The sequence below is a fragment of the Solitalea agri genome, from assembly GCF_023914155.1.
In the GTDB taxonomy this organism is placed as follows: Bacteria; Bacteroidota; Bacteroidia; order Sphingobacteriales; family Sphingobacteriaceae; genus Solitalea; species Solitalea agri.
This window is the reverse complement of the sequence record NZ_JAMWYS010000028.1, coordinates 206,624-231,279: the sequence shown is the minus strand read 5'-3', so window position 1 is coordinate 231,279 and position 24,656 is coordinate 206,624. Positions and strand designations below refer to the sequence as shown.

General features: G+C 37.7%; 20 protein-coding genes and 1 pseudogene. 12 read left to right on the top strand and 9 right to left on the bottom strand.

Annotated features, from left to right (window positions below; all coding sequences use genetic code 11):
• The first annotated feature begins 14 nt into the window (after window positions 1–14).
• Entirely contained in the window at window positions 15–341 is a 327-nt protein-coding gene (locus tag NF867_RS08645) for a zinc-ribbon domain-containing protein (RefSeq protein ID WP_252587418.1), read from the top strand.
• A gap of 73 nt (window positions 342–414) precedes the next feature.
• On the opposite strand, the gene NF867_RS08640 is transcribed toward NF867_RS08645, so the two are convergent.
• From NF867_RS08640 to NF867_RS08625, 4 genes are all read right to left on the bottom strand, one after another.
• Window positions 415–912, bottom strand: coding sequence for a hypothetical protein (locus tag NF867_RS08640; RefSeq protein WP_252587417.1), 498 nt, complete (start codon window positions 910–912; stop codon window positions 415–417).
• Window positions 913–946: 34 nt separating this feature from the next.
• The gene (locus tag NF867_RS08635; RefSeq protein ID WP_252587416.1) at window positions 947–2,743 is read right to left on the bottom strand and encodes a MutS-related protein; all 1,797 of its coding nucleotides are present in this window, start codon (window positions 2,741–2,743) and stop codon (window positions 947–949) included.
• A gap of 97 nt (window positions 2,744–2,840) precedes the next feature.
• Complete coding sequence (gene typA, locus NF867_RS08630) at window positions 2,841–4,646, bottom strand: translational GTPase TypA (RefSeq protein WP_252587415.1); 1,806 nt, start codon at window positions 4,644–4,646, stop codon at window positions 2,841–2,843.
• A gap of 341 nt (window positions 4,647–4,987) precedes the next feature.
• On the bottom strand, window positions 4,988–5,530 hold the full coding sequence (locus NF867_RS08625; protein ID WP_252587414.1) for a hypothetical protein: 543 nt from the start codon (window positions 5,528–5,530) through the stop codon (window positions 4,988–4,990).
• A 141-nt stretch (window positions 5,531–5,671) separates the two neighbouring features.
• On the opposite strand from NF867_RS08625, the gene NF867_RS08620 reads away from it, so the two are divergent.
• Window positions 5,672–5,845: a FeoB-associated Cys-rich membrane protein gene (locus NF867_RS08620; protein ID WP_252587413.1), complete on the top strand. Its 174-nt coding sequence runs from the start codon at window positions 5,672–5,674 to the stop codon at window positions 5,843–5,845.
• 94 nt (window positions 5,846–5,939) lie between these two features.
• Complete coding sequence (locus NF867_RS08615; protein WP_252587412.1) at window positions 5,940–6,725, top strand: TrmH family RNA methyltransferase; 786 nt, start codon at window positions 5,940–5,942, stop codon at window positions 6,723–6,725.
• On the opposite strand, the gene NF867_RS08610 is transcribed toward NF867_RS08615, so the two are convergent.
• From NF867_RS08610 to NF867_RS08595, 4 genes are all read right to left on the bottom strand, one after another.
• On the bottom strand, window positions 6,722–7,798 hold the full coding sequence (locus NF867_RS08610; protein WP_252587411.1) for an acyltransferase family protein: 1,077 nt from the start codon (window positions 7,796–7,798) through the stop codon (window positions 6,722–6,724). The two genes, NF867_RS08615 and NF867_RS08610, sit on opposite strands and share 4 nt — an antisense overlap.
• Window positions 7,799–7,824: 26 nt before the next feature.
• Window positions 7,825–8,301: a 2-C-methyl-D-erythritol 2,4-cyclodiphosphate synthase gene (ispF, locus tag NF867_RS08605; protein ID WP_252587410.1), complete on the bottom strand. Its 477-nt coding sequence runs from the start codon at window positions 8,299–8,301 to the stop codon at window positions 7,825–7,827.
• Window positions 8,302–8,427: 126 nt separating this feature from the next.
• Entirely contained in the window at window positions 8,428–9,543 is a 1,116-nt protein-coding gene (gene porV / locus NF867_RS08600; protein WP_252587409.1) for a type IX secretion system outer membrane channel protein PorV, read from the bottom strand.
• A gap of 195 nt (window positions 9,544–9,738) precedes the next feature.
• Window positions 9,739–11,028, bottom strand: a complete 1,290-nt coding sequence (locus NF867_RS08595) for a voltage-gated chloride channel family protein (protein WP_252587408.1) — start codon at window positions 11,026–11,028, stop codon at window positions 9,739–9,741.
• A gap of 122 nt (window positions 11,029–11,150) precedes the next feature.
• On the opposite strand from NF867_RS08595, the gene NF867_RS08590 reads away from it, so the two are divergent.
• Together NF867_RS08590 and NF867_RS08585 are read left to right on the top strand one after the other, a co-directional pair.
• Window positions 11,151–12,107 carry a tryptophan 2,3-dioxygenase family protein gene (locus NF867_RS08590; RefSeq protein ID WP_252587407.1) on the top strand — a complete coding sequence of 319 codons (957 nt, stop codon included), beginning with the start codon at window positions 11,151–11,153 and terminating at the stop codon, window positions 12,105–12,107.
• A gap of 108 nt (window positions 12,108–12,215) precedes the next feature.
• Entirely contained in the window at window positions 12,216–13,280 is a 1,065-nt protein-coding gene (locus tag NF867_RS08585; protein WP_252587406.1) for a branched-chain amino acid aminotransferase, read from the top strand.
• A gap of 60 nt (window positions 13,281–13,340) precedes the next feature.
• Here NF867_RS08585 and NF867_RS08580 read toward each other — a convergent pair whose 3' ends face one another.
• Complete coding sequence (locus NF867_RS08580; protein WP_252587405.1) at window positions 13,341–15,077, bottom strand: DUF748 domain-containing protein; 1,737 nt, start codon at window positions 15,075–15,077, stop codon at window positions 13,341–13,343.
• A 243-nt stretch (window positions 15,078–15,320) separates the two neighbouring features.
• On the opposite strand from NF867_RS08580, the gene miaB reads away from it, so the two are divergent.
• The 7 genes and pseudogenes from miaB (at window position 15,321) to NF867_RS08550 (ending at window position 24,649) form a co-directional block, all read left to right on the top strand.
• Window positions 15,321–16,739, top strand: a complete 1,419-nt coding sequence (gene miaB, locus NF867_RS08575; RefSeq protein ID WP_252587404.1) for a tRNA (N6-isopentenyl adenosine(37)-C2)-methylthiotransferase MiaB — start codon at window positions 15,321–15,323, stop codon at window positions 16,737–16,739.
• Between the two features lie 240 nt (window positions 16,740–16,979).
• Window positions 16,980–17,075: pseudogene (locus NF867_RS18485) on the top strand (four helix bundle protein); the annotation flags it as partial.
• 175 nt (window positions 17,076–17,250) lie between these two features.
• Window positions 17,251–18,507, top strand: a complete 1,257-nt coding sequence (locus NF867_RS08570; RefSeq protein ID WP_252587403.1) for a sigma 54-interacting transcriptional regulator — start codon at window positions 17,251–17,253, stop codon at window positions 18,505–18,507.
• 23 nt (window positions 18,508–18,530) lie between these two features.
• On the top strand, window positions 18,531–19,043 hold the full coding sequence (locus tag NF867_RS08565) for an LptE family protein (RefSeq protein ID WP_252587402.1): 513 nt from the start codon (window positions 18,531–18,533) through the stop codon (window positions 19,041–19,043).
• 3 nt (window positions 19,044–19,046) lie between these two features.
• A complete protein-coding gene (locus tag NF867_RS08560; RefSeq protein WP_252587401.1) occupies window positions 19,047–20,300 on the top strand; it encodes a hypothetical protein in 1,254 nt (417 codons plus the stop codon).
• 50 nt (window positions 20,301–20,350) lie between these two features.
• Entirely contained in the window at window positions 20,351–20,710 is a 360-nt protein-coding gene (secG, locus tag NF867_RS08555; RefSeq protein ID WP_252587400.1) for a preprotein translocase subunit SecG, read from the top strand.
• Window positions 20,711–20,914: 204 nt separating this feature from the next.
• Window positions 20,915–24,649, top strand: a complete 3,735-nt coding sequence (locus tag NF867_RS08550) for an ATP-binding protein (protein ID WP_252587399.1) — start codon at window positions 20,915–20,917, stop codon at window positions 24,647–24,649.
• Window positions 24,650–24,656 lie beyond the last annotated feature (7 nt).

The window sequence follows — 24,656 nt, the reverse complement described above, 5'->3', positions numbered from 1 at the left end:
CAAACCTTTTAACTATGTTAATACTCGGAAGCCGCAATTCCCAGATCGGCTCAATTCCCCTTCCCGAGCATTGCTGTAATAACTGCAACTCATCGGGACAGATGCAAATGTCATTTTATGCATCTTACGCACACATCTTACAAATCCCTTTATTTTCAACGGGGCGTAAGGCTGTTGCTGAATGTACCAATTGTCAGGAGGTCTTAGAGGAAGAATATTTCACACATGACCTAACAGAAGTTCAACAACAAGTAAACGCTAAAACTATTGTTCCACCTTTACATTTTATAGGCCTGGGAATTATGGTAGTAGCTGTCTTGTGTTTTGAGATTTTTTATTAAGCATTTACACAATCCTATTCACCTAAAGCAAGAATAGGATTGTGCTTTTTTATTTAAACTGATATCAGCGGCCTTAATAATCTTTCAAAAGACACATCAGCTCCATAACAGATCTCATTCCATTATTAGTTATTGGAGAAATACCAAGATTGATGCGAGTGCTGTTTATGACTTCAAGATCAACTTCATTTATATTATTACCTAATATGTTCATTGCAATTACCGTTTTAAGGGCAGTTGCCCTTACCCGGTAAATATGCTCACCAAAACGAGCAGGATGAATGTGAATAAACTGCGGTGGGGCATTTCCCCATCGAAGTATCCAATTGCTGCAATCTGAAATTGTAAGCTGTTTATAACTTAACTGATCTCCCAAAAAACTAAAATAGCTTTGCTCATTACTAACGTTTGCATCCTGCAACATTGTAATCAGCTGATCGTAAATTGAACTTATCGTAAGTTTGCCGGTATAGATATCGAAATGAAGATTACCAAGTTCTAGTAGGTCTGTTCGCCAATTTGTGGGTTTGATTGCAGTAAATTCCTTTATAAAACCCAAATGGTGTTTCAAAAGATTGAGCCGAATGTTGCTTTCATTTATCAATTTATTCTTCGATTTCAACCCCGATTTGCTTTAACAGCAGGGAAGCATTAAAGGTTTTACATTCACCATCTTTCAATTTATAATCAAAAACCATCGCTCCATTTCTAACCTCAATATCAAAATAATAGTTTCGGATATAAGATGGATATTTCTGAATCAGATGAGCTATCTGCAAATCGTGCGTCGCGACAATACCAACACCGTTACTGGCTATAAGCTTTTCCACTACTGCCTTTGAACCTCTGTATTTATCAACCGAATTAGTGCCACGGAGCATTTCATCCACCAAAAAGAATGCATTAGTTTTTTGCGGAACCGTTTCCAGCACCATCTGCAATCGGTTTAATTCGGCTTTAAAAGTAGAGGTGCTTTCATTGAGTGAATCACGAATACGCATGTAAGTGATGAGGTGCATAGGAGAAAGGCGCATTTGGGCGGCACAAACAGGTGCGCCGCACAAAGCCATTACTGCATTTATACCGATAGTACGGAGAAACGTACTTTTCCCCGCCATGTTCGATCCGGTTATAATATCAATTTTACGCTCATTAATAAGCGCATAATCATTGGTTATTCTAAATGATTCGGCAATAAGCGGATGGCCTAAATCTCTTGCCTCCAATAAATAGTTTTCAGATTTAGTTACAATTGGATAAATCCATTTATTATTGTTTGCACTTAAACTGGCCAAACTATTTAAAACTTCAAACTTTGCCAGTACATGAAATGCCTCATCAATATTCGCGGTATTCGATTTCTTCCAATCTTCAATAGCGAACACCTGCTTTAAGTCCCATAAAAAAACAGCATTTAACACAACGGCTACATAAACATTTAGCCTGTAATCAAGTTTTTTGATCAATCCGGCCAGCTCTTTTATAGAACCAGAAACCCCTTTTCCTGAATTGGTTTTAAAATCATCAGCCAGATGAATGCATAATGAGCTTTGCCATTTTTCATCCTCAATGGTTTTGAAGGCCTCTGAAAACTTGCTTAGCGTTTTACCAATCTTCCCGATTTGTGCATCTGTTTTGTTAATATATAGTTGATGACTTACAATTATACCAACGTGAATCAAGCTGACAATAAACAACAGAGCAAGCATTTTTGGAATAAATACAGCCAAGGCCAGAAAACCTAAGAACACAAAAGGAGCTACTTTTACGTAAGCCCGCAACGCTTTATTCCGTTGAATAGGTTGTTTCAAATAACTATGTAAATTGGAAACAATGTCGTTATCGAGTTTTAAACAGAAGAATAAAACCGTTTGAAAATGCAGGCGCCAGGTATGCATTTCAGAAAGTTCCTTCACCGCTTCTTGTCTACCCTCAATTGCAACTATTTCGGCAGGAGCCTTAAGCCAATTGGCCAATTCATTAACTCCCAAATTTGTTGCGCAGCGATTGATCATTTGAAACAGTGATCTTGGACCAAAAACATCCAGGTCTGAAGAATATGGATGATGATCATCAATAAACTGACTTCCGTCAGAATAAATACTTTCCCTAAACTCACACTCACTTAATTCATTCTCCAATACAGCTTTCATTGTAAGAAAATAGTCTTTCTGCACTTCAAAAGCCATTTGACTTTTTACTAACCAGCCAAATAGGATGGCAATAAATAATGCTAATGTCAGGCTAAACCAAATATTATCGAATTTAAAAGAGAAAAATAATAAGGCTAGCCCGGCTAAAATCACCACCAATCGAGATAATGAGTAACGATTAACGAGTTGGGAGTAACGGGTTATCTGCGCGGTTGTATTATTGAGTTGCTGCTGATAGTATTCGATCATTTCAAGTGGAAAATAAGCCCAAATGTAGGGAATAGTATAAAAAAAGGTCGGCTAGTATTTCAACCAGCCGACCTTATATTTTAACAGTTATTAAGTGTTATCCTTTTTTCTTTGCAGCAACCTGGCGCTCATTTTCTTTCAAAATGATCTTACGTAAACGCATGCTTTGAGGAGTAACCTCAACATACTCGTCAGATTGGATATATTCCATCGCTTCTTCCAATGAGAACTTAGTTGCCGGAGCAATACGAGTTGCATCATCTTTTGAAGTTGTACGGAAGTTGGTTAACTGTTTACCCTCAGTAATGTTTACCGTTAAGTCTGAATCACGGCTGTGTTCACCAATGATCATACCTTCATAAACTTCTTCTCCCGGATCAACGAAGAAAATACCACGGTCTTGTAATTTATCGATACGGTAAGCAGTTGAAGAACCTTTATCCATAGAAACCAATACACCTGCAGAACGTTGAGAGATCTCACCCTTCCAAGGCTCATATGATTTGAAACGGTGTGCCATAATAGCCTCACCTGCAGTAGCAGTTAAAACGCTATTACGTAAACCAATGATACCACGTGAAGGAATTTCAAACTCTAAGTGTTGTAAATCACCTTTTGGCTCCATAATTAACAACTCACCTTTACGCATTGTTGCTAACTCAATTACTTTACCGGCAGTTTCAGCAGGAACATCAACGATTAAGGTTTCAATTGGCTCACATTTAACACCATCAATTTCTTTGATGATTACTTGAGGCTGACCAACTTGCAACTCATAACCTTCACGACGCATGGTTTCAATCAAAACCGATAAGTGAAGAATACCACGACCGAATACTAAATAAGAATCATTTGAAGCAGTAGGCTCAACTTTCAAGGCAAGGTTCTTCTCCATTTCCTTCTCTAAACGCTCAATTAAGTGACGAGAAGTAACGAACTTACCTTCTTTACCGAAGAAAGGAGAGTTATTGATGGTGAACAACATATTCATGGTTGGCTCATCAATGTGCATTACTGGTAATGCCTCTGGATTTTCGAAATCAGCAATAGTATCACCAATATCAAAGCCATCAATACCTACAACCGCACAAATATCGCCCGCCTTAACAGATTCAACTCTAATACGGCCTAAACCTTCGAATGTGTAAAGTTCTTTAATACGCGATCTTACCAGTTTGCCATCTTTTTTCATTAAGGTAACCGGTTGATTTTCCGTAACTGTACCACGTGCAATACGACCAATTGCAATACGACCAACGAATTTAGAGAAATCTAAAGAGGTGATTTGCATTTGTAAAGTACCTTCAGAAACTGGAGGAGCAGGAATGTGCTCAATTACTGCATCTAATAACGGAAGAATATCCTCAGTTTTTTGAGTATAATCTGTACTCATCCAACCTTGTTTAGAAGATCCGTAAATAGTCGGGAAGTCTAGCTGCTCTTCAGTAGCCTCAAGGTTGAAGAATAATTCGAATACTTTTTCATGAACTTCATCAGGACGGCAGTTTTCTTTATCTACCTTGTTGATAACCACAATTGGTTTCAAGCCTAATGCAAGAGCTTTTTGGGTTACGAAACGAGTTTGAGGCATTGGACCTTCAAACGCATCCACTAATAACAACACCCCATCCGCCATTTTCAATACACGCTCAACCTCACCACCAAAGTCGGCGTGGCCCGGAGTATCAATGATATTGATTTTGGTGCCTTTATAATTAACCGAAACGTTTTTAGAAACGATGGTGATACCACGCTCACGCTCCAGGTCGTTATTATCAAGTATTAACTCGCCGGTTTCCTGATTGTCACGGAAAAGGGAGCAAGTGTGTAAGATCTTGTCAACCAATGTAGTTTTACCGTGGTCAACGTGTGCGATGATCGCAATGTTTCTAATATTTTGCATTCGAAAAGCTCTTTCAAAAATTTGGCGCAAAGATAGGGATAATAATTTGAATATCTGCGTGTATAACAAAAATGAAAATGACTTGTTAATGACTTATTAACATTGCTTTAAAGATTGATTCTAAATAACTTTGCAGAATGATTCAGCAACTATTAGTTGGACTGTTTTTTTTTGCGGGCTTGCTGTATGTTGACCGAATGACTTATCGCCAGGTAAAAACAAAGGATAATAGCTGTTTTACGCCAATCGTAAATTAAGGTATTGATTTAGCGAATTCGAGGTGAAAATATAAGAGTTAATTCATTATAAACAGGAAAATAAGAGCCCTGACGCAGTTTATTTTACATTACCCCTACAGCAGCGAAGCTTATACCTGCAATTACAAAAAATCCAATAATTACTCCACCCCCAATTAATAATCCGGTAGTCAAATGCTTGTTACTCGTTTTCTTTTTATCAAACTCTATAACATTGATCTTCTCAATTCTGTCGGTTTTAAGAACATACTTTTCGTTTTCCAAAGAATCCATGTCATCCACGTAGATATGCATCTCGTTATATTTACCTGAGTATTGTTTCTTATCGAGCTTGCCTTTGTTTTTGATAGCCACCTGATCATGGTTTAGCTCTTCAGTTGAAGATGACACTACGTTGAATTGAACTTCATCTTGAGAGGAGTGAGTATTTAAATTGGTCAGTGTAAAAGAATTTTGTGAAGATAAATCATGTAAAATAACATTTCGCCCTATCGCTAAAGTTTGAATATCTGTGCTCGGCTGATTTTTATAATCAATTTGAGTGACTTTATAGTAATAATTATTGCACCCTAGAATAAATTGGATCATGATCAGGAAGAGTAACCCGAATAACAACAACTTCTTCATAAGATTATAAATTATGTAGATAATAGATAGATTGACAAGAATAGACATTTTCAAACACTTAATTTGTTGAAAATAAACGTATTATACAATTTTATGCAAAAACAATTTTAAGGTTAGATTAATTCTAAATAACTTTGTGCCATGATTCAGCAACTATTAGTTGGAATGTTTTTTTTAGTGGCCCTATGGTATGTTGGCCGAATGGTTTATCGCCAGGTAAAACCAAAGAAGAATAGCTGCGGCGCTAACTGTAAATGTGGTGTTGATTTTAGTGAGCTCGAAAAGAATTTGCCGAATGAGAAAACGTTAAATTGATGTATTGCTGACTTGCGAAGTCAAATTACGGTTTAAAAATTTTACTATTTAACTTTTATTAATTCAATCCAGCAATTTTATTCCCTGATTTAAAATGCACGAAATCCTTTCCTCTACCCAAAATCCGAAAATTAAGAACGTATTAAAACTTCAGGAGAAATCATCGGAACGAAGAAAACAAAACCTGATTGTTTTTGAGGGAAACCGTGAATTGGGTTTAGCCTTAGATGCTGGCTTTAAAATAAGAACGCTGTTTGTTTGTGAAGAAGTTTGGGGTAATGAGCGCATTGAAGGCGTAAATACAAAAGATATCTTTCACATCAGTAAAGAAGTTTTTGATAAAATAGCCTACAGAGAAGGCTCTGACGGATTAATTATTGTTGCCGAACCTCATTATCATACACTAGAAACACTTAAACTGCCTGAAAATCCATTCCTTATCATTCTAGAAGCAGTAGAAAAACCGGGAAATCTTGGCGCCATTTTACGTACTGCAGATGCGGCTCAAGTAGATGCCGTTATTGTTTGTGATCCGCGAACTGATATTTATAACCCTAATGCAATTCGTTCAAGCGTTGGTTGCGTTTTCACCACCCAAGTAGTAACCTCAACAAGTGATGAAGTATTAGAATGGCTAAAAAAAGAGAATATTACCAGTTATGCTGCCGCTTTAACAGCGACGGAGTTTTACCACAATACCGACATGAGCAAGCCTTGTGCAATAGTAATGGGAACTGAAGCAACAGGACTAACTGAGAAGTGGCTTGACGGAGCGGACAAACAAATTAAAATACCGATGCGCGGAAAAATTGATTCGCTAAATGTTTCTACCTGTACGGCTATTTTAGCTTTCGAAGCAATGCGACAACGAGGCTTTTAAGCTTTCACAAATTTTGTATTCAGCTTACTTATAACCTCATTTCCTTTTTTCATAAAATACTTTTCAAATTTCAGATAGGAGAAGTAAGATACCAGAAGTGATGCAAGAATAACACTACTTCCTTTTATAAAATCGGGAATAACAAATACATGCTTTGAGAAAACATTTATTGCTCCTCCAACCAAAAACCAAATGATGGGATGAAGTAAATAAAGCGAATAGCTAGCCTCCCCCAGTAAACTCAAAGGTTTATCAATCCATCTGGGAATATTAATGGAAAGCTTATAAAAACATACACAAATCAGCCAGCAAAGCAGTGAAAATAATAGTCGATTATAACCCATAACTATTTTACCAGCATCACCATAAACAGGGAAAAATGCAAATACCACAACCGCCAGCGCTAATATTAGCAGATTGAAATTAGACTGTATGTTTAAAAATTTAAAGAAATACCCTATTAAAAATCCACTTAGAAAAAGAAATACCTGATTTAATGGGTTGATGTAAATAGCCCATTGTTCTTCCAAGGTTAAATTTGGGCTTAGTCCGCTAAATGCGAAATAGCTATAAATGGCAAGTAAAAGAGCTGAAAATATAAAGAATAAAGGCTTACTTTTTTTAATTAGCAGAATAAATACAGGAAAAAACAAGTAAAACACCAATTCATTACCAATTGACCAGGCTCCTGCAGCTAAGTAATATTCCCTCTTAACTATTCCAAAAAGGCCGGTTAAATTATAAATCAGCACATCAGCAGCTGGAAGTTTTTTATTCAATAATGCGGTAAGAATTATCGAAAGCCAAAGCAGGGGAAAAATTCTAAAAAACCGTTTTAGAAAAAAATTCTTGAGTTGGTTAAGAGTGAGCGATAGCTTATCGATATAAACGTAATAAAGTGTGAGCCCACTCAAAATGTAAAAAATAGAAACTCCGTAAATTCCAACTTTAGGAAGAAACCCGTCAATTCCGCTTTTACCATTGATCCAAAAATCGACATGATAAAGCATTATACCCAATGCCGCCAATCCTCTTAAATAGTCGAGGCCATGGAGCCTATGCTGTTCCTTCATGTGGTTTTTCGGTTAATTCGTTTTCCTTATTTATAAATCAGCGCAATTGCCGAAGCAGTAACTCCTTCCTCGCGTCCAATAAAGCCCAATTTCTCGTTAGTAGTGGCTTTTATCGAAACAGCATCCTCATCAACCCCCAATTTTTCGGCAATTGCTTTTTGCATGGCAGGAATATGAGGGTTTACCTTTGGGGCTTCCAAACAAACGGTACAATCAACATTTCCAACTTTATAACCCTTTTCAGCAACCAGTTTCATAGTTTCTTCCAATAAGATTAAACTGCTGATACCTTTCCATCGGTCATCGGTGTTTTTAAAATGAACCCCAATATCACGGAGATTAGCTGCACCTAATAAAGCGTCACATAAAGCATGCAATAAAACATCGGCATCAGAATGACCAAAAGCTCCTTTATCAGCCTCTAATTTAACTCCTCCTAAAAAGAATGGATGCCCATCAACCAATTGATGTACGTCGAAGCCAAAGCCTACCCTAAAATTCATAGTATTTTAATTTGCCGCAAACTTACAATTAAAGTGAAAAAGTATTCGCACCACTATATTAAATGGATTTCAAAAAAAATAGCCCGCTTTAAAGCGGGCCATAACATCTAAGAACTATTTAAATAATTAATTATTGTTAGTCTGTTTTTTAAGTTTTGATGAACTATTAAAATTATATGCCAATGAAAAACGTACCGTTTTTTCCAAAGGATCATGTGCCGCTGTAGGGATGAGATAAGAAAAATCGAAAGCAAATGAGCTGTATTTAACTCCCAGTCCAGTGGTTACATATTGACTGGCATCACTTGAGCTGGCATCGGTATAAAAACCACCGCGAACGGCAATCAATTTAGCGTACCAGTACTCTAAGCCTGTTCCTACACCAAGTTTGAGTGATGAAAATGAATCAAAAATTCCACCAGAAACAGAGGTTTCATCATTTCCATTTTCGGGGACCAATAACTTATTAAAATCTAAGGACCAAGCCAATGAATTATTCTCATCGAATACAAAGTCAGCCGTTCCTCCTAACTTTAACGTAGTCGGTAAAAAACTTTTAGAATTGCCATAGCTAATCTTTGGACCTATATTCGAAATATTCAAGCCGGCTGAAAAATTCGTCGGCGTTCCGAAAAGCTGACTTTCCTTCGCATACAGCATTCCCAGGTCAGCAGCGAAAGCATTTCCTGCACTAATTTCGATACCGCTGTAATTACCGGATCCTAAATCTGAATGAATATACCTGGCTGCCATCGACATTGAAAATGTCTCACTCAGTTTACGTATATAAGCAGCGTCAAATGAAAACTCACTTGGCTTATAGACCTGCAATGCATTTCCGTTTCCATCAGCAAATTGTATATCTCCGTAAGTAAAGTAGCGAAACGAAGCGGCAATAGTCTGTCGGTCATCAATTCGGTGATATCCTGATAAATAGCCCAGGAAAACACCGTCTATACCTAAACCCTTTAACCATGGGCTATAGCTCAAACCAATTGCCGTTGGAGCCTCTGCAAAAGCGAGCTTAGCAGCATTATGGCTGATAGCATTTGCATCAGCAGAAGTAGCCACTCCAACATCACCCATGCCACCTGAACGAGAGTCGGGTGTAATACTTAAAAACGGTACAGCTGCCGAAGTTCTATTAATAGCGCCTCCTTCAACAACTTGCGCGGTTGATTTTGACCCTAAAGCAAGTATTGTGGCAACAACGATAACACATTTTAAAAAATTCTCTTTCATTCTAAACGCTTTTATCAGTCTAAGTAAACTACTTCGTACATATTGTTTAATTATTTTAAGTTAAACAAACTTTTCGACTCAAAGGATAACAATGCTTCCTGATATAAATGAACCTTGTTAACTATTATTTTAAATGCCAGTAAAAAGGGAAAAGTAGAAGCAGTTTTATTTCCATAGAGGTATTTTCTAATATATCTATTTCCTTAAATAACGATAAAGCAAAATATGCTTAGCCGAGCCAATGCGTTGAGAAGTATAAATTCCGGAATTTCCAGAAAATAAAAAGGCAACTATACAAGCCAAGGCAATAAACACCCCGGCTTCAATTCCAAATAATTCTAGCCCCATTACAATGCATGCCAGTGGCGTATTTGCTGCTCCTGCAAATACTGAAACAAATCCCATTCCAGCTAAAAGTCCAACCGGCAAAGGAATTATTAGCGACAAAGCACTGCCTAACGTAGCCCCTATAAAAAACAACGGAGTTACCTCTCCACCTTTAAACCCGGCACCTAATGTAAAAGCAGTAAACAATATTTTAGCGGCAAAGTCCACAAACAATTGTTGTTGTTTAAACGATTCAACAATAACCGGAACCCCAAGCCCAAGATATCGGGTGCTATAAGCAGGAACAAGCCATTGAATTGCAGCAATAACCATTACAAGCACTGCTCCTCCTAAAAGGGGGCGAAGCGGAGCATAATTAACTATCGTTTTAAAACAATCAGCTATCTTATGCATTAACCATGAAAACAGCATAGCCACGATACCAAAAACAATACCCGCCAAAATTGTCCATAAAATATTGATCGAATTTAATGCCGGAATTAGATCAATATGATAATGTGTATGCCCCACATTCCAAGCCCGGCACATATAATCAGCAATAACCGCAGAAAGCAATGAAGGTAAAATTGCCGTGTAGCTTAATTGTCCAATCACCATCACTTCTAGTCCAAAAATGGTTCCAGCTAATGGAGTTCCAAAAACCGAAGCAAAGCCGGCTGCAATACCGGCAATTAAGATGACTTTCCGATCGCGGGGTTTAAATTTGAAGAGATGCGTAAGCTGATCAGCCAATGATCCACCCATTTGAACGGCTGTACCCTCACGCCCCGCAGAACCTCCTACAAGGTGGGTTAAAACAGTCGAGAGCCATATCATGGGAGCCATTTTAAATGGAATTATATTTTTAGGATTATGAAACTCTTCTAAGAGTTGATTATTTCCTCTTGAAACATCCTGACCGTAATAATGGTAAATAAGGCCGATCAACAAACCCGCAAGGGGCAAAAGGCATATAATCCAAAAATGTTGTTCACGCCATTCGGTTGCCCATTGCAACGACAATAAAAAGCCTGCTGATGCGGTTCCAGCAATCGATCCTATAATTAAACAGATCAACAGCCATTTAAATAAATAGCTAATTAAGATTAATTGGGATGAAAACAGCGAGAGACTTCTTCCTTTACGGGGTAGCTTCATGGGTGTAATTACGTTCTGCAGCGAAGATAGTTAAAAAGCGTTTTGTATTTAAAGCTTCAAATTGAGGCTTTTTTAAAACATTACTCTACATTTGCTCCACCTAATCCTATCAATAAATTATTATGCAACTAAATGACGAACTTTTAAAAAGGCTCGGGCAACTGCATCAGAAATACGATGCAATGGGTCAGGATATGAATTCCTACCTGGATGGACTGCTCTATGCTGATTTTTTAACTTACTGGGACTATATCCACTTAGATACCCTTTTAACACTTCAACGTCCAAAGACGCAGTTTCCGGATGAGAAAATATTTATCATGTATCATCAGATCACAGAATTATACCTGAATTTGATTTTACATGAATGTGAGCAAATTACCACTAAAGATCAACTGACGGTTGATTTCTTTGCAGCGCGATTGAAGCGTATTAATCGCTATTTCGAATCGTTAATTGACTCGTTTGATGTAATGGTTGACGGTATGGAAAAGGAGCAATTCCTGGCATTCCGTATGTCATTACTTCCTGCAAGTGGATTTCAATCGGGTCAATACCGAATGATTGAGATCTATGCTTCTGATTTCTTAACACTTGTTCCTGCCGAGAAAAGGGAAGCATTGAAAAACTTGTCAATAGCCGAACAATATGAAAATTTGTACTGGAAAACCGGTGCCACAGAACTCTCTACAGGCAAGAAAACCTTAACGCTTAAACAATTTGAGCAAAAGTACAGTCAGCGTTTTATTGAGTTAGGAACAAACCTACAAACCAAAAATTTCTGGCAATTATTTAAAAGCTTAGAAACAAAAGGCGAGGATGTGAATTATTTGAAAGAACTGCTTCGTAGTTTCGATACACATGTGAATGTAAACTGGAAATTAATGCATTACCGATCGGCAGTTCGTTACATGCAGCGTGATCCGGAAGATATTAAAGCGACCGGCGGAACCAACTGGCAGAAGTACCTTCCTCCGCGTTTTCAGAAATTAGTATTCTATCCCGAATTATGGTCAACCCAGGAAATTGAAGACTGGGGAAAGAAATGGGTAGAGGAGTTTGTACCACCAAAAAAGTAGTTTGCAAAACACTTTTAAAAACCTAATAACCGCTGCATATGAGGCAGATAAATTAGAAAAGCTCTCAAAAAATGAGTAATCTTGCATAAATTAATCGATACAATAAAGATGATTGAGACATTAAATATTGATGTTCAGAAAGTAGAAACATCAAAGATCAGCGCCGTTGATTTTAATGATCTACCTTTTGGAAAAGTATTCTCTGACCACATGCTGGTAGCTGAATATAGCGATGGCGAATGGAAAAATATTGCAATTAAGCCTTACGCTCCTATTGAATTTACACCTGCAATGGCTGCCCTTCATTATGGTCAGGCAATTTTTGAAGGGTTAAAAGCTTTTAAAAATGAGCAAGGCGAAGCGGTCATTTTCCGCCCGGAAGCTAACTTTGCGCGCTTTAATATTTCAGCTGAACGTATGTGTATGCCTACTGTTCCTGAAGATATTTTCATGAAAGGTATGTCTCAGTTAATTGATATCGACAAAAACTGGATTCCAAACAAACCTGATTCGGCTCTTTATATTCGTCCGTTTATGTTTTCAACTGATGAATATATTGGTGTTCGCCCGTCAGCAAAATATACTTTCATTATTTTCACCTGTCCGGTTGGAGCTTATTACAGCAAACCGGTTAAAGTGAAATTTGAAACCACCTATTCGCGTTCTTGCCCAGGAGGTATTGGTTACGCAAAAGCTGCTGCTAATTATGGTGCTTCAATGTACCCTGCAATGCTGGCTCAAAAAGCCGGTTTTGATCAGGTTATCTGGACCGATTCAAACACGCATGAGTTTATTGAAGAGTCGGGTGTAATGAACGTTATGTTTGTTATCGATGGTAAATTAGTTACTCCTCCAGCAAAAGACACTATTCTAAAAGGCATCACTCGCGATAGCGTTTTAACCGTTGCCCGTGAATGGGGACTAACTGTTGAAGAGCGTCCGGTTGCTGTTGCTGAAGTTGTTAAAGCTATTGAAGAAGGTCGATTAACTGAAGCTTTTGGTGTAGGAACTGCTGCAACCATTAGCCAGATCGCTCAAATTACCAATGGCGACAAAGATTATATCCTACCTGATCCTGCTGGCCGTGATTTTTCAAACAAAGTTCACAAACACCTCGATGCAATTAAATCAGGAGCTACAGCCGATACACACGGGTGGATTTATAAAGTTTAATTCAAATTCTTGAACATAAAAAAGCGTCCCGATTTTCGGGACGCTTTTTTTGTGATTTAACTATGAATTACTCCGTTTCTCTTTTTGAAGCTGCTTCTCGATCTCGTCTTTTCTCCTTTTATCTTCCTTTTTCTTCTTCGAACGTAGCTTAAGTGCTTTAAACTTTTCTTCCATCTCCTTAATCTTACTTTCTTTCTTATCATTAATACCAACCGATGGTTTTAAAGCAGTAAAAATACTTTTCCATAAAAAGTTGAATACCGATCGGGTTTTATCGCGCTGGTAAATCACATTGGCAATTCTTACCGGGACCTGTGGTATGGGATTGCTTTTATCAATAATTACTGCATTTACTAACGTTGTGGCCAGCCCTTGTTTCTCTGTGGTACCAGTCTCTTTATTCAGCAATTGGATCTCCAGGTCGTCATATAAAAACTTCATATAGGTTTTAGAAGCAATCGGAGTGGCCTTTATTGAAAAATTCAGGCTTTTTAATCTGCCACTTTTAACACGCACAAAAGCCAGTTGATCAATGGCTGGATTCAAACGTCGGAGATCCATAGCCCGTATTGAACCATTTACCGTAAAAGTTTTCTCCGCAGGATTAACCGGAAAACGAAATTCAAAATTCATTTCTCCCGATCCCATCAAATACGCACTACTTTTTATGTCAATCGTTGGCCTTGCCGGATCCAGCAAATTAGAAACATTTGTAAAGGTAGCTTTCAAATTAGTGAAGAAAACCGTTCCGCTCTTACTTTTCCCTTGGGGTTTTTCTTCATATTCAATCCGACCTTCATTAATCGTCACCTTTTTTATAAGCACTTCATGATCAATCGTTTGTAGCATTTCATGAAAAAGAAGCTTCTCTTTCAAATCCTTACGTGGGATATTTTTATCGCGGAAGGCTTCCAATGAAGGCCGTATTAATTCCACCTTATTCGCAAAGATGCGCTCATCAAAAAGAAATGATTTCAGATGAAATCCCTGAATTATAAGCGAATCAGTATTAATATTGAAACGATCAATCTGTTCTCCTGCTTTTCTTGCAAAATCCATCTTTTTGTATTGTGGAATCAAGCTTGCATTTTGCGCAATAACTGTTGAGTCTTGCGTTGACAGATTAAATTGCTTGACAAAGATCTTGTAGCGATTACTTGGTGTCAAATAGCTATAGTCGTCTATTTGAACGTGAATATTTTTACTGTAGAAAAACCGGGTAATATCAATTTCAGCCAGAGAATCCATTAAAAAATCATCAAACAGAACTGTTATTTTATTGAGTTTAAGCGAAGTTATTCTATCAGCATACACTCGCTTATAATTTACTTCTCCATCAACAATCTTTATTTCAGCTAAACTTATCCTATTAAGAATTGGCTTTACCAGTTGATATAAACTTTTACGGGTTTGTCCGTCTTTTTTGGGAGTAACAGTTAAGTCTCTAACCAGTAACAGTTTGGGCTGCTTTACCATTAACAGTCCTATTGAAAGCTGCTTCTTCTTATAGAGATGCCAAAAATCGACATCAGATAAAACAATAGACTGACAAGAAACATTGAAAACTGATAGCGGTGCTTGATGAGCCAATCGTAACTGACGAAGTCGCATACTATCGGGTACTAAACGAGGTTCGGTAAAATATATACGGCCCAAAAACAGTTTTATTGATAGTTTTTTGATCTCTAGTTGATATAACCCATTAGAGTCCTGATGCACCTGCTTTTGTAATTGTTCCTTTAATATTGGTTCCAGTCGTAGCGCAAGGTACCAGGCCGCACCTCCTAATAAGAGCATGCAAGAAGCAAGGACAATGACTAGCCCGTACAATAATTTTCGATTCTTCTGAAGCATTGAAGCAAGGTGCTGATGTAATTTAGCAATATGTAAAGACAAACTTACTGCCAAAGTGTCATTTGTCGGGTTAATTGATTACTTTTGCGGTCCTATTTTTTTGAAAGTCAATTAAAAATCGATTTACAAGCAATTGGTTTTTAATGACAAACCATTAAGGATTTAGTTTATAACAAGTGAAGAGATATGTTTAACTCGGGGATTACGGTAAAAGAACATGATGAAGCGCGCCAAGGCGAGGCGTTAGTATTGGATAACCAAACAGGAAGAAATAATGGACGTAAACTTTATATCGAAAGTTATGGATGCCAGATGAATTTCTCTGACTCGGAGATTGTTGCTTCCATTATGCTCGATATGGGATTTACAACTACCAATACTTACCAGGAAGCTGACGTAATCTTTATCAATACTTGCTCGATCAGAGAAAATGCAGAGCAACGCGTAAGAAACCGCCTTAAAGAGTTTGCAGTTGCAAAAGTTCGCAAGCCTGATATGGTTGTTGGCGTTTTAGGTTGCATGGCAGAGCGTTTAAAAGCCAAGTTTTTAGAAGAAGAAAAACTGGTGGATATTGTAATTGGCCCTGATGCTTATCGCGATCTTCCTAACCTTATTGAAAGCGTAGATGGTGGCAATAAAGCCGTAAATGTTTTACTATCACGTGAAGAAACTTACGCTGATATTAATCCGGTTCGTTTAACGAGCAACGGTATTTCGGCATTTGTTTCTATTATGCGTGGATGCGACAATATGTGTTCGTTTTGCGTAGTGCCATTTACCCGCGGCCGTGAACGTAGCCGCGATGTACATTCAATCATTAAAGAGGTTACTGATCTATATAACAGTGGTTACAAAGAGGTAACACTTTTAGGCCAAAATGTTGACTCTTATAAATGGACCAACGAAGAAGGAACCGAATCTGTTAATTTCGCACAGCTACTTGAGCGTGTGGCGTTAATTAGCCCGGAGGTTCGCATTCGCTTTTCAACCTCTCATCCAAAAGATATTACGGATGAGGTGTTGTATACCATGGCTAAGTACGAGAATATATGTAAGTACATTCACTTGCCTGTACAATCAGGTAACAGCCGTATTTTAGACCTGATGAACCGTACGTACGATAGAGAGTGGTACATGGACAGAGTAAATGCTATTCGTCGTATTATTCCTGAATGTGCTATTTCAACCGATGTTATTGCTGGTTTTTGTAGCGAAACAGAAGAAGAGCATCAGGAAACTTTAAGCATGATGGATTTTGTTCAGTATGATTATGCTTACATGTTTATGTACTCTGAACGTCCGGGAACACCTGCTGCAAAGAAATTTACAGACGATATTCCTACAGAGGTTAAAAATCGCAGGTTAACGGAGATCATTAACAAGCAACAAGCTCACTCTAAGCTACGTTTTGAGCAACAGCTAGGTAAAGTGCAAAAAGTACTGGTTGAGGGTTTATCAAAAAAATCAGATCAGGATTTCTGCGGACGGAATGATCAGAACGCTATGGTAATCTTCCCTGTAGTTGAAAATATTAAGCCCGGCGACTATGTTAATGTAGTTGTGGAACGTTGTACTTCAGCTACACTGATTGGGAAAATGGTATAAAATTCCTTAATGATTGAATGAGAGCATGAGTGAATGAAAGAATTTATTTAGATATTCACGAACAACACTCTTATTCATCATACCATGGGAAAATTACAAAAAGAAGAATTCATCAGGGAGTTCAAAGCAAGAGCCAAAACTTTTGTAGTTCGAAATATTAACTTATTCAGGCATTTGCCAAAGACTATCGAAGCCGAAATTATTGGGAAAAAATTGCTGTGATCACCTTCTTCTGTTGGTGCCAATTATCGGGCAGTTTGCAGAGCAAGGTCAAAAGCCGAATTCTTCTCAAAATTAAGTATTGTAGTTGAGGAAACTGATGAGTCACTCTTTTGACTTGAAGTGATTTTAGAAGCAGGTATATTACCTGCTGTAAAACTTGAGTCGTTAATGAAGGAAACTGAAGAGATCTTATCTGTTGTGGCAACAGCAAGAAAGAATGAGCAATAATACTTAGTATTTATTCTTTCATCCTATCATTCAATCCTTCATTCATTATTGATACACATTAATGAACGTACAAGAAATTAAACAACGATTCGGAATAATTGGTAATTCGCCATTATTGAACCGGGCCATTGATATTGCCCGTCAGGTGGCGCCTACTGATATTTCGGTGCTTATAACCGGTGAAAGTGGTTCTGGAAAAGAAGCGTTCTCTCATATTATTCACAATATGAGCCATCGCAAGCACGGACCATTCATCGCAGTTAACTGTGGAGCGATTCCTGAAGGAACTGTTGACTCCGAATTATTCGGCCACGTTAAAGGGTCATTCACCAATGCTCTTGACGACCGCAAGGGCTATTTTGAGGTAGTAAATGGCGGAACCATCTTTTTAGACGAGGTTGCCGAATTACCTTTAGGCACACAAGCACGTTTATTACGTATTTTGGAAACCGGTGAATACTTACGTGTTGGATCATCAAAAGTTCAGAAAACAGATGTTCGCATTGTTGCTGCAACCAATGTTGATGTTTATGAGGCTGTTCAAAAAGGTAAATTTAGGGAAGACCTTTATTATCGCTTAAACACGGTTCCTTTGCGAATCCCTTCTTTACGAGAACGTAAAGAGGATATTTATTTATTATTCAGAAAGTTTGTCGCTGATTTCAGTGAGAAATATCGCAGCCCTTCAGTTCAATTAACCGAAGATGCTCGTCAGATGCTCGAGAGTTATTCATGGCCAGGTAACGTTAGGCAATTAAGGAATTTAGCAGAGCAGATTGCCGTATTAGAAAAAAACCGTGAGGTTGATGCGGTAACCTTACGACATTATTTGCCAACGGAGCAATCAACAACGTTACCAATGCTGCGTAAAGAGGCTAATCCCTCGAACGATTTTTCAGAAAGGGATATCTTATACAAAGTATTGTTTGATATGCGTAAAGATATCACCGACTTGAAAAAACTGGTGGTAGAAATCATTCAGCATCCAGATGGAATCAGTCATATTGTTCAGTCGAACCCTCAACTGATAACAAAGCTTTACAGCGATGTGCAGCCATTTGAGCCCGAACATATTTCTCAGCCAATAAATATTGAACCCACTCCGGTTGCCCATACTCATACTCACACACCGCAGCCGCAGTATCATCCTATTAACCTGGCTGAAGAAGTGGAAGAAAGCCTCTCGTTAAACGACCAGGAGGCTGATTTGATAAAAAAGGCACTCAAAAAGCATAAGGGAAAAAGAAAATATGCAGCGTCAGAATTAGGAATTTCCGAACGCACCCTTTACCGTAAAATTAAAGAGTTAAATTTATAGAGTAATTCGGCTTGATATTTAGAATGAAGAGATTAATTTATTTGGCAGTTTTTTCGCTCCTTGCACATTCACTCACAGGATGCTATTCATTTACCGGAGCGTCAATTCCTCCAACGGTTAAAACATTTTCGGTTCAATTTTTTGAGAACAGGGCTCCTTTGGTCGATCCTACGTTGAGTCAGAAATTTACGGAGTCATTAAAAGATAGAATCACCCGCCAATCCCCATTGGGCTTGACGAAAACTATTGGCGATGTAAACTTTGAGGGAACTATTACCGGCTACCGAATTGAACCTGTCTCGTTTACTTCGACTGGAGAAACCGGAAGTGCTGAGCAAAACAGGCTTACAATCACGGTGCAGGTTAAATATACCAATACTAAAGATGAAAAACTGAGCTTTGATCAATCGTTCTCTCAATTTGAGAACTTCTCAAAATCACAAAACTTATCAGGGACATTTCAAATTGAGGTCAATCAACTAATTATTGATAAGTTAACAACAGATATTTATAACAGGGCTTTTTCAAACTGGTAAAATTTGAACGCAGAAGAATTTAATCATTCGATTATCAATCCAACTAGTACGGCAAGTACTTCTGAAGCATTGATAAAGCAAGGACTAGCAAAGTATCCGTATTGTGCTTCATTGCATTTTATGAATGCTAAAGTTGCAAAACACCATAACAGCGCCAATTACGAAATGCTGCGAAACGTTGCTGCTGCTTATGCTCCTAGTCGGGAAGCTTTGTATGCTTTTTTAAACCCGCCGGTAGCTGTCCAGTTATTTAAAGAACCGGCTGAAGCCTTCACAATTCCAACCTTTCAGACTCAACCAGTTGAAGTTGTGGAAGAAAGTAAGGAAACCCATGCATTTGAAACAGTATTTGTTGAGCAGGAAGATATAATTCTGGATGAAGAAGCTATAATCGTAACTGAAACGGAACCAGTAGAAACTAGTGCTCCAATTGATTATTTCACCGAAGTTAGTGATGACTTACCTGAACTTCATGAAGTTAAAACTCCTATTCAGACTGGAGTAAGTTCTGATGATAGAGAGATTAAAGACGAGGAAGATGATTATCAAGCACCGCCGGAGTTTCACCGTTGGAAGGACAGTTTGGAAACACCTATTAATCTGATCCTTCAGCAAGACAGTGAAACAACTGAGGAAAAGACTCCGGAACCACAAAACGAACCAGTTGAGCCAGTAGTTTCTTCTCAAATTAAAGTGGATTCGGGTCAATTGTTTGAGTCGATGCCTTTAATTGTAACGAGAACTGGAGATAAAACAGTTGCTGTTAATCTTGACGACAAGCTTCCGCATACCTTCACATTCTGGCTGCGACGCATGAGAAGAATGCAGCAAGAGGTAAATAAAGCTGCTGACAGTATAAAACTTGATCAATCAGAACCTATTAAAAAAGTAGTTACCGCCGACATTGGTAAAGGATTCTTAGAAAACGCCCTGCACCTTTCTAACTTAAACGAGCTTGAACAAACAGTTGTTGTTGAGTTCGACATGCGAAAAAAGGAAGACCAGATCATTGAGAAGTTTATTCGTGAAGAGCCTATGATCAGAGCGGTTCAGCTGAATGAAATATCTTTTGAAGATAAATCAGAAAAAAGCCTTGTTGAATCTAGTGGAATAGTCTCTGAAACTATGGCCAAGATTTACGCCGACCAGCATTTAATCGATAAAGCCATTTCGGTATACGAAAAATTGTGTTTGAAATATCCGGAAAAAAACACTTACTTTGCGACTCAAATTGAGAAACTTAGGGCTAAAGGCTAAGCTATCAAGCAATTAATTAAGCATAAAGAATATTAATTTATAACAAGAAGATGTATACGGCATTAGTGATCTTAGCAATTTTAGTAGCTATTTTATTAGTATTAATCGTTTTAGTACAAAACCCTAAAGGTGGAGGTTTAAGCGCTTCATTTGGCAGTGGTAATCAAATGATGGGTGTTCAAAAAACTTCAGACTTTCTTGAAAAAGCAACTTGGTCATTAGTAATTGGTTTATTAGTGATTAGCCTTTCGAGCAATATGTTCATCAACAGAAACGTTGACCAAGGTGAATCAGCTATTCAAAAGCAAATTGAAAATACCACTTTGCCAGCTCAAACGCCTGCCCAATTACCTGCAGCTAACAAAGCAGCTCCAGCAGCACAACCAGCTACTGATACTGTAAAAAAATAACTCTTAACGAGTATCTAAAAAAGCAGCTTATTTTAATGTAAGCTGCTTTTTTTGTTTATATAGTATTGCAAAATATTTCTTGCTTTTATCCAAAAGTTAGTTTATTTTTTTACGTTTATGACGTTTTCCAAAACATAATCATGTCTTTGCATGAGGTTTATACTTCAACAAAGGTTTTATGTTTAGTACTGATCTTTACTTGGCATGCTAAGAAACAACGCAAAGTTTATTTTCTATACGCTCACATTAATTGGAATACTGTTTATAGTCAATTATACTGTTAGTTATTTTTCTAAACCCGATACAGAGTTAAGAATAGTTGCCAATAGGGCAAGTCGAATCATTACGGAAAAATCAGAGTTCATCGACAACTTTTACGCAAGCTCGATTAAAGAACGCAACCTCAACTCATTAACGGTTAATACTGCCGAAGTACTCGATAAGCTAAAAAAACAAAACATAAACCTGCTGCAGTTTAAAGACAAGCAGCTTATTTTTTGGAGCAGCAATCATATCATTGTTACCAACCCGGAGGAAATCAGAAATGGCAATTCATTTATAAAACTTTCTAACGGCTGGTACTATGCAAGTAAGCATACGGCAAATGCCACTACGAGTTTGTTTTTAATGCTAATTAAAGCCGACTACTCCTTCCAAAACACTTACCTTAACAATTCATTTGCCGATGAACTAAGGATACCCTCCTACTTTAAATTAGCCGACTTTAACGAAAAAGGCATTGTTTACGTACCCATTGGATCAGATATGGTGCTTTTTGCACTAAAAATAGATTCAATCTTAAAAGATCAGGACATCTCGATCGCAAAAATTGTTATCGAGAGTCTCATTCTGGCAATATCATTTGTATTGTTAATATTAATTGGTGACTATTTTTATGAAAAAGGCCGGAAATGGATCACTCTGCTATTCACCATTGTGCTCCCACTGATCATTCGATTGATAATGCTAGAGTTTAGTGTTCCGGGAGAGTTTTATCGTACAAAATTATTCGACCCTACAATATATGCCTCAGCTTACCCCAATAACTCATTAGGTGATTTAATGCTAAATGCACTGCTTGTGTTTGGCATTGCCTGGTATGCTTTTAAAAAATTAAAGCCTTTTGATTTATCATATGGACGAAAAACGTTGGGTTATTTACTTACAGGCCTGTTCGTTCTCTTCATCTTCAAACTTTGCGCGCTTCAGTATTCAACTTTTGAAGGATTGATCTTAAATTCAAGAATTGAATTCGATCTTTCCCAAATACTCGATATTGGAGAATATTGTGTCATTGGTCTGCTGATTATAGGGCTTGTTTTATACACGTTCTTTTTAGTGTCCTTCCTTCTGGTTCGCTTTTTTAACGAGTTTAACTTTTCAGAATATGAAAAACTTGGCGTTTTCCTGATCTCCATAACCCTCATCTCCATCTATTTTGTTCTTAGTGGAAACTATAACGTTTATTATTTACTAATCGCCCTCTACTTTCTTGTAATTGAACGTAGCGCTCGATTAGGCAAAACAATGCTTGCGTTTCCGGAACGAACATTGGTCTTGCTCATCTTTTCAACCATAGTAGCATCGAGCCTTAATAGTTTTTTAGGTGAAAAGGAAAGGGAAAATCGAAAGCTGCTGGCCTTAAAACTCGAAGATTCGGCGGATCCAATTGCTGAAATTGTTTTTGCCGACATTAAACAAAAAATTAAAACCGACCCGGTTGTAATAAATTTCTTCTTATCAAACGAAAAAAACCGCCTATTACTAAATGAACGACTGCAAAAGGTTTATTTCGGCGGTTACTTTTCACGTTATGAAGTGAATACTTATCCACTTACTCTTACTGCCGATACCATCAACAGTAAAGATATTGGAGGTTTAAAATCATTGTTTGCAGAAAGTGATATTGATCTGAACAAGAATAGTCTTTCATCTGACACGCTTTTTCAGCCTAAAGGCATACCGGGTATCCAGCATTACATAGGTATTGTAAGTATTCAAAATACTATTAAACCTGCATTACTTGTATTCGATATTAGCTCCAAACTGGCAGAACACGGCAACAGATATCCCCAACTATTGCTCGAAAATAATCTGAACGTTAACAAGGAGCTTGAGAATTATTCATATGCATTGTACAATAAAGGAAAGTTGCTCATCAACAGGGGTGATTATGCTTATCGTGCCAACAATTCTGAATTTAAAAGTAAGTTCAAATCTGAAGAAAGTTATTTCTTGAGCCTTAACGGCTACAACCACCTTATTTACCGTGTTGGCAATAATACCGAGATCATTGTTAGTCGCAAAAACCTCGGCTTCTTTAATGAATTGGCCATATTCTCCTATGTTTTAGGGTTTGCCATTGTTTATGCTACACTAATTTTTGTACTTCGGAACTTTATAACATTTGTTCGCGATTATCACAAACTATTGCTCAATTTTAAGATTAAGCAGGTTTTTAACTCGATCAATCTTTTATTTAAAACCCGGATTCAGTTGTCGATGATTATTGCCGTAATGGTGTCAATTCTGGTTATTGGTTGGGTTACTTTATTAAATGTTAGGAAGCAATATAAAGATCAGCAGACCGCCTTAATTATTGAACGGATAAACCTTGCGAGCGTAAACTTTAATGCGCAGATTATTCAAAACGATTCTTTATTTATTAATGACGAATTTCCGGTAAAGTTTGCCTCATTTGCAGAAATCAGTTCGTCGGATGTTAACCTTTACGGCCCTGACGGACGATTAATTCGCTCTACTCAACCCAAATTATTTGACCGGGGTTTGATTTCAGAATATATCAATCCACGACCTTATTATGATATTTCGAAAAACGGGTTTACCGAGTATATCACCGAGATTGAACAAATTGGAAAGTTAAATTACATTTCGGCATATGCACCAATACTTAACTCAAAAAATAAAATATTAGGCTATATCAATATTCCTTATTTCGAAAATGAGGAAGATTATCGCTCCAAAATATCCATCTTTCTAAGTTCGATCATCAATGTGTACTCCTTTGTATTTTTAGCCATTGGTATAATAGCGTTTGTTTTCTCCAATTCGATTACCAGGCCGCTTGAAATGCTACTCCAAAACTTTAAAACTACTCGAATTGGCCGCAATAAGCCTATTGAATGGCAAAACAATGATGAAATTGGCGCAATGATTAACGAGTACAACAATATGATCTCGGAGCTGGAAGTAAGTAGTCACAAACTGGCCATGTCGGAACGTGAAAATGCATGGAAAGAAATGGCCAAGCAAATCGCTCATGAAATTAAGAACCCTTTAACACCACTGCGACTGGGCATTCAACACCTCGAACGTTCATGGCGAGACAAAGACCCGAACTTTGATCAAAAGTTTGAGAAATTCAGTAAAAGTTTTGTTCAGCAAATCGACAGTCTTTCATTCATCGCTTCAGAGTTTTCGAGTTTCGCCAAAATGCCCGAAACACGCAATGAGGTCTTTGATGTAAAAGAGATCCTTGAGCAAACAGTAAATATTTTTAAGGAAACTGAAAGCGCCGACGTAATTTTCCGCTCTTGGAATTATAATAACACGCGGATTTTTGCTGATAAAGACCAATTGCTTCGCTCATTCAATAACCTGGTAAAAAATGCGCTTCAGGCCATGCCAACTGATGAAAAGGGCATTGTAATGATCGACTTGACCGGTTCGGAAAATGAAGTTTCTATTACAATTTCTGATACCGGAAGCGGTATTCCGGACGAAATGCGCGAAAAAGTTTTTGCACCCAACTTTACCACTAAAAGCTCAGGAATGGGGATTGGTTTAGCATTCGTAAAGAGCTCGATCGAGAATGCAGGTGGGTTAATACGTTTTAATTCAGTATCAGGTGTTGGAACAACATTCTATATTAATCTACCGGTTGTTAAAAATGGAGCAGCAAAGGCAAAACATGATTAATTGCCGG

Excerpts from the sequence above, each read along its gene's own strand:
- ispF (WP_252587410.1), bottom strand. The coding sequence starts at position 8,301 with ATGAATTTTAGGGTAGGCTTTGGCTTCGACGTACATCAATTGGTTGAT.
- NF867_RS08635 (WP_252587416.1), bottom strand. The coding sequence starts at position 2,743 with ATGATCGAATACTATCAGCAGCAACTCAATAATACAACCGCGCAGATA.
- miaB (WP_252587404.1), top strand. The coding sequence starts at position 15,321 with ATGTTTAACTCGGGGATTACGGTAAAAGAACATGATGAAGCGCGCCAA.
- typA (WP_252587415.1), bottom strand. The coding sequence starts at position 4,646 with ATGCAAAATATTAGAAACATTGCGATCATCGCACACGTTGACCACGGT.
- NF867_RS08590 (WP_252587407.1), top strand. The coding sequence starts at position 11,151 with ATGCAACTAAATGACGAACTTTTAAAAAGGCTCGGGCAACTGCATCAG.
- NF867_RS08565 (WP_252587402.1), top strand. The coding sequence starts at position 18,531 with ATGAAGAGATTAATTTATTTGGCAGTTTTTTCGCTCCTTGCACATTCA.
- NF867_RS08620 (WP_252587413.1), top strand. The coding sequence starts at position 5,672 with ATGATTCAGCAACTATTAGTTGGAATGTTTTTTTTAGTGGCCCTATGG.
- NF867_RS08595 (WP_252587408.1), bottom strand. The coding sequence starts at position 11,028 with ATGAAGCTACCCCGTAAAGGAAGAAGTCTCTCGCTGTTTTCATCCCAA.
- NF867_RS08550 (WP_252587399.1), top strand. The coding sequence starts at position 20,915 with ATGCTAAGAAACAACGCAAAGTTTATTTTCTATACGCTCACATTAATT.
- secG (WP_252587400.1), top strand. The coding sequence starts at position 20,351 with ATGTATACGGCATTAGTGATCTTAGCAATTTTAGTAGCTATTTTATTA.
- NF867_RS08645 (WP_252587418.1), top strand. The coding sequence starts at position 15 with ATGTTAATACTCGGAAGCCGCAATTCCCAGATCGGCTCAATTCCCCTT.
- NF867_RS08610 (WP_252587411.1), bottom strand. The coding sequence starts at position 7,798 with ATGAAGGAACAGCATAGGCTCCATGGCCTCGACTATTTAAGAGGATTG.
- NF867_RS08585 (WP_252587406.1), top strand. The coding sequence starts at position 12,216 with ATGATTGAGACATTAAATATTGATGTTCAGAAAGTAGAAACATCAAAG.
- porV (WP_252587409.1), bottom strand. The coding sequence starts at position 9,543 with ATGAAAGAGAATTTTTTAAAATGTGTTATCGTTGTTGCCACAATACTT.
- NF867_RS08625 (WP_252587414.1), bottom strand. The coding sequence starts at position 5,530 with ATGAAGAAGTTGTTGTTATTCGGGTTACTCTTCCTGATCATGATCCAA.
- NF867_RS08570 (WP_252587403.1), top strand. The coding sequence starts at position 17,251 with ATGAACGTACAAGAAATTAAACAACGATTCGGAATAATTGGTAATTCG.
- NF867_RS08580 (WP_252587405.1), bottom strand. The coding sequence starts at position 15,077 with ATGCTCTTATTAGGAGGTGCGGCCTGGTACCTTGCGCTACGACTGGAA.
- NF867_RS08615 (WP_252587412.1), top strand. The coding sequence starts at position 5,940 with ATGCACGAAATCCTTTCCTCTACCCAAAATCCGAAAATTAAGAACGTA.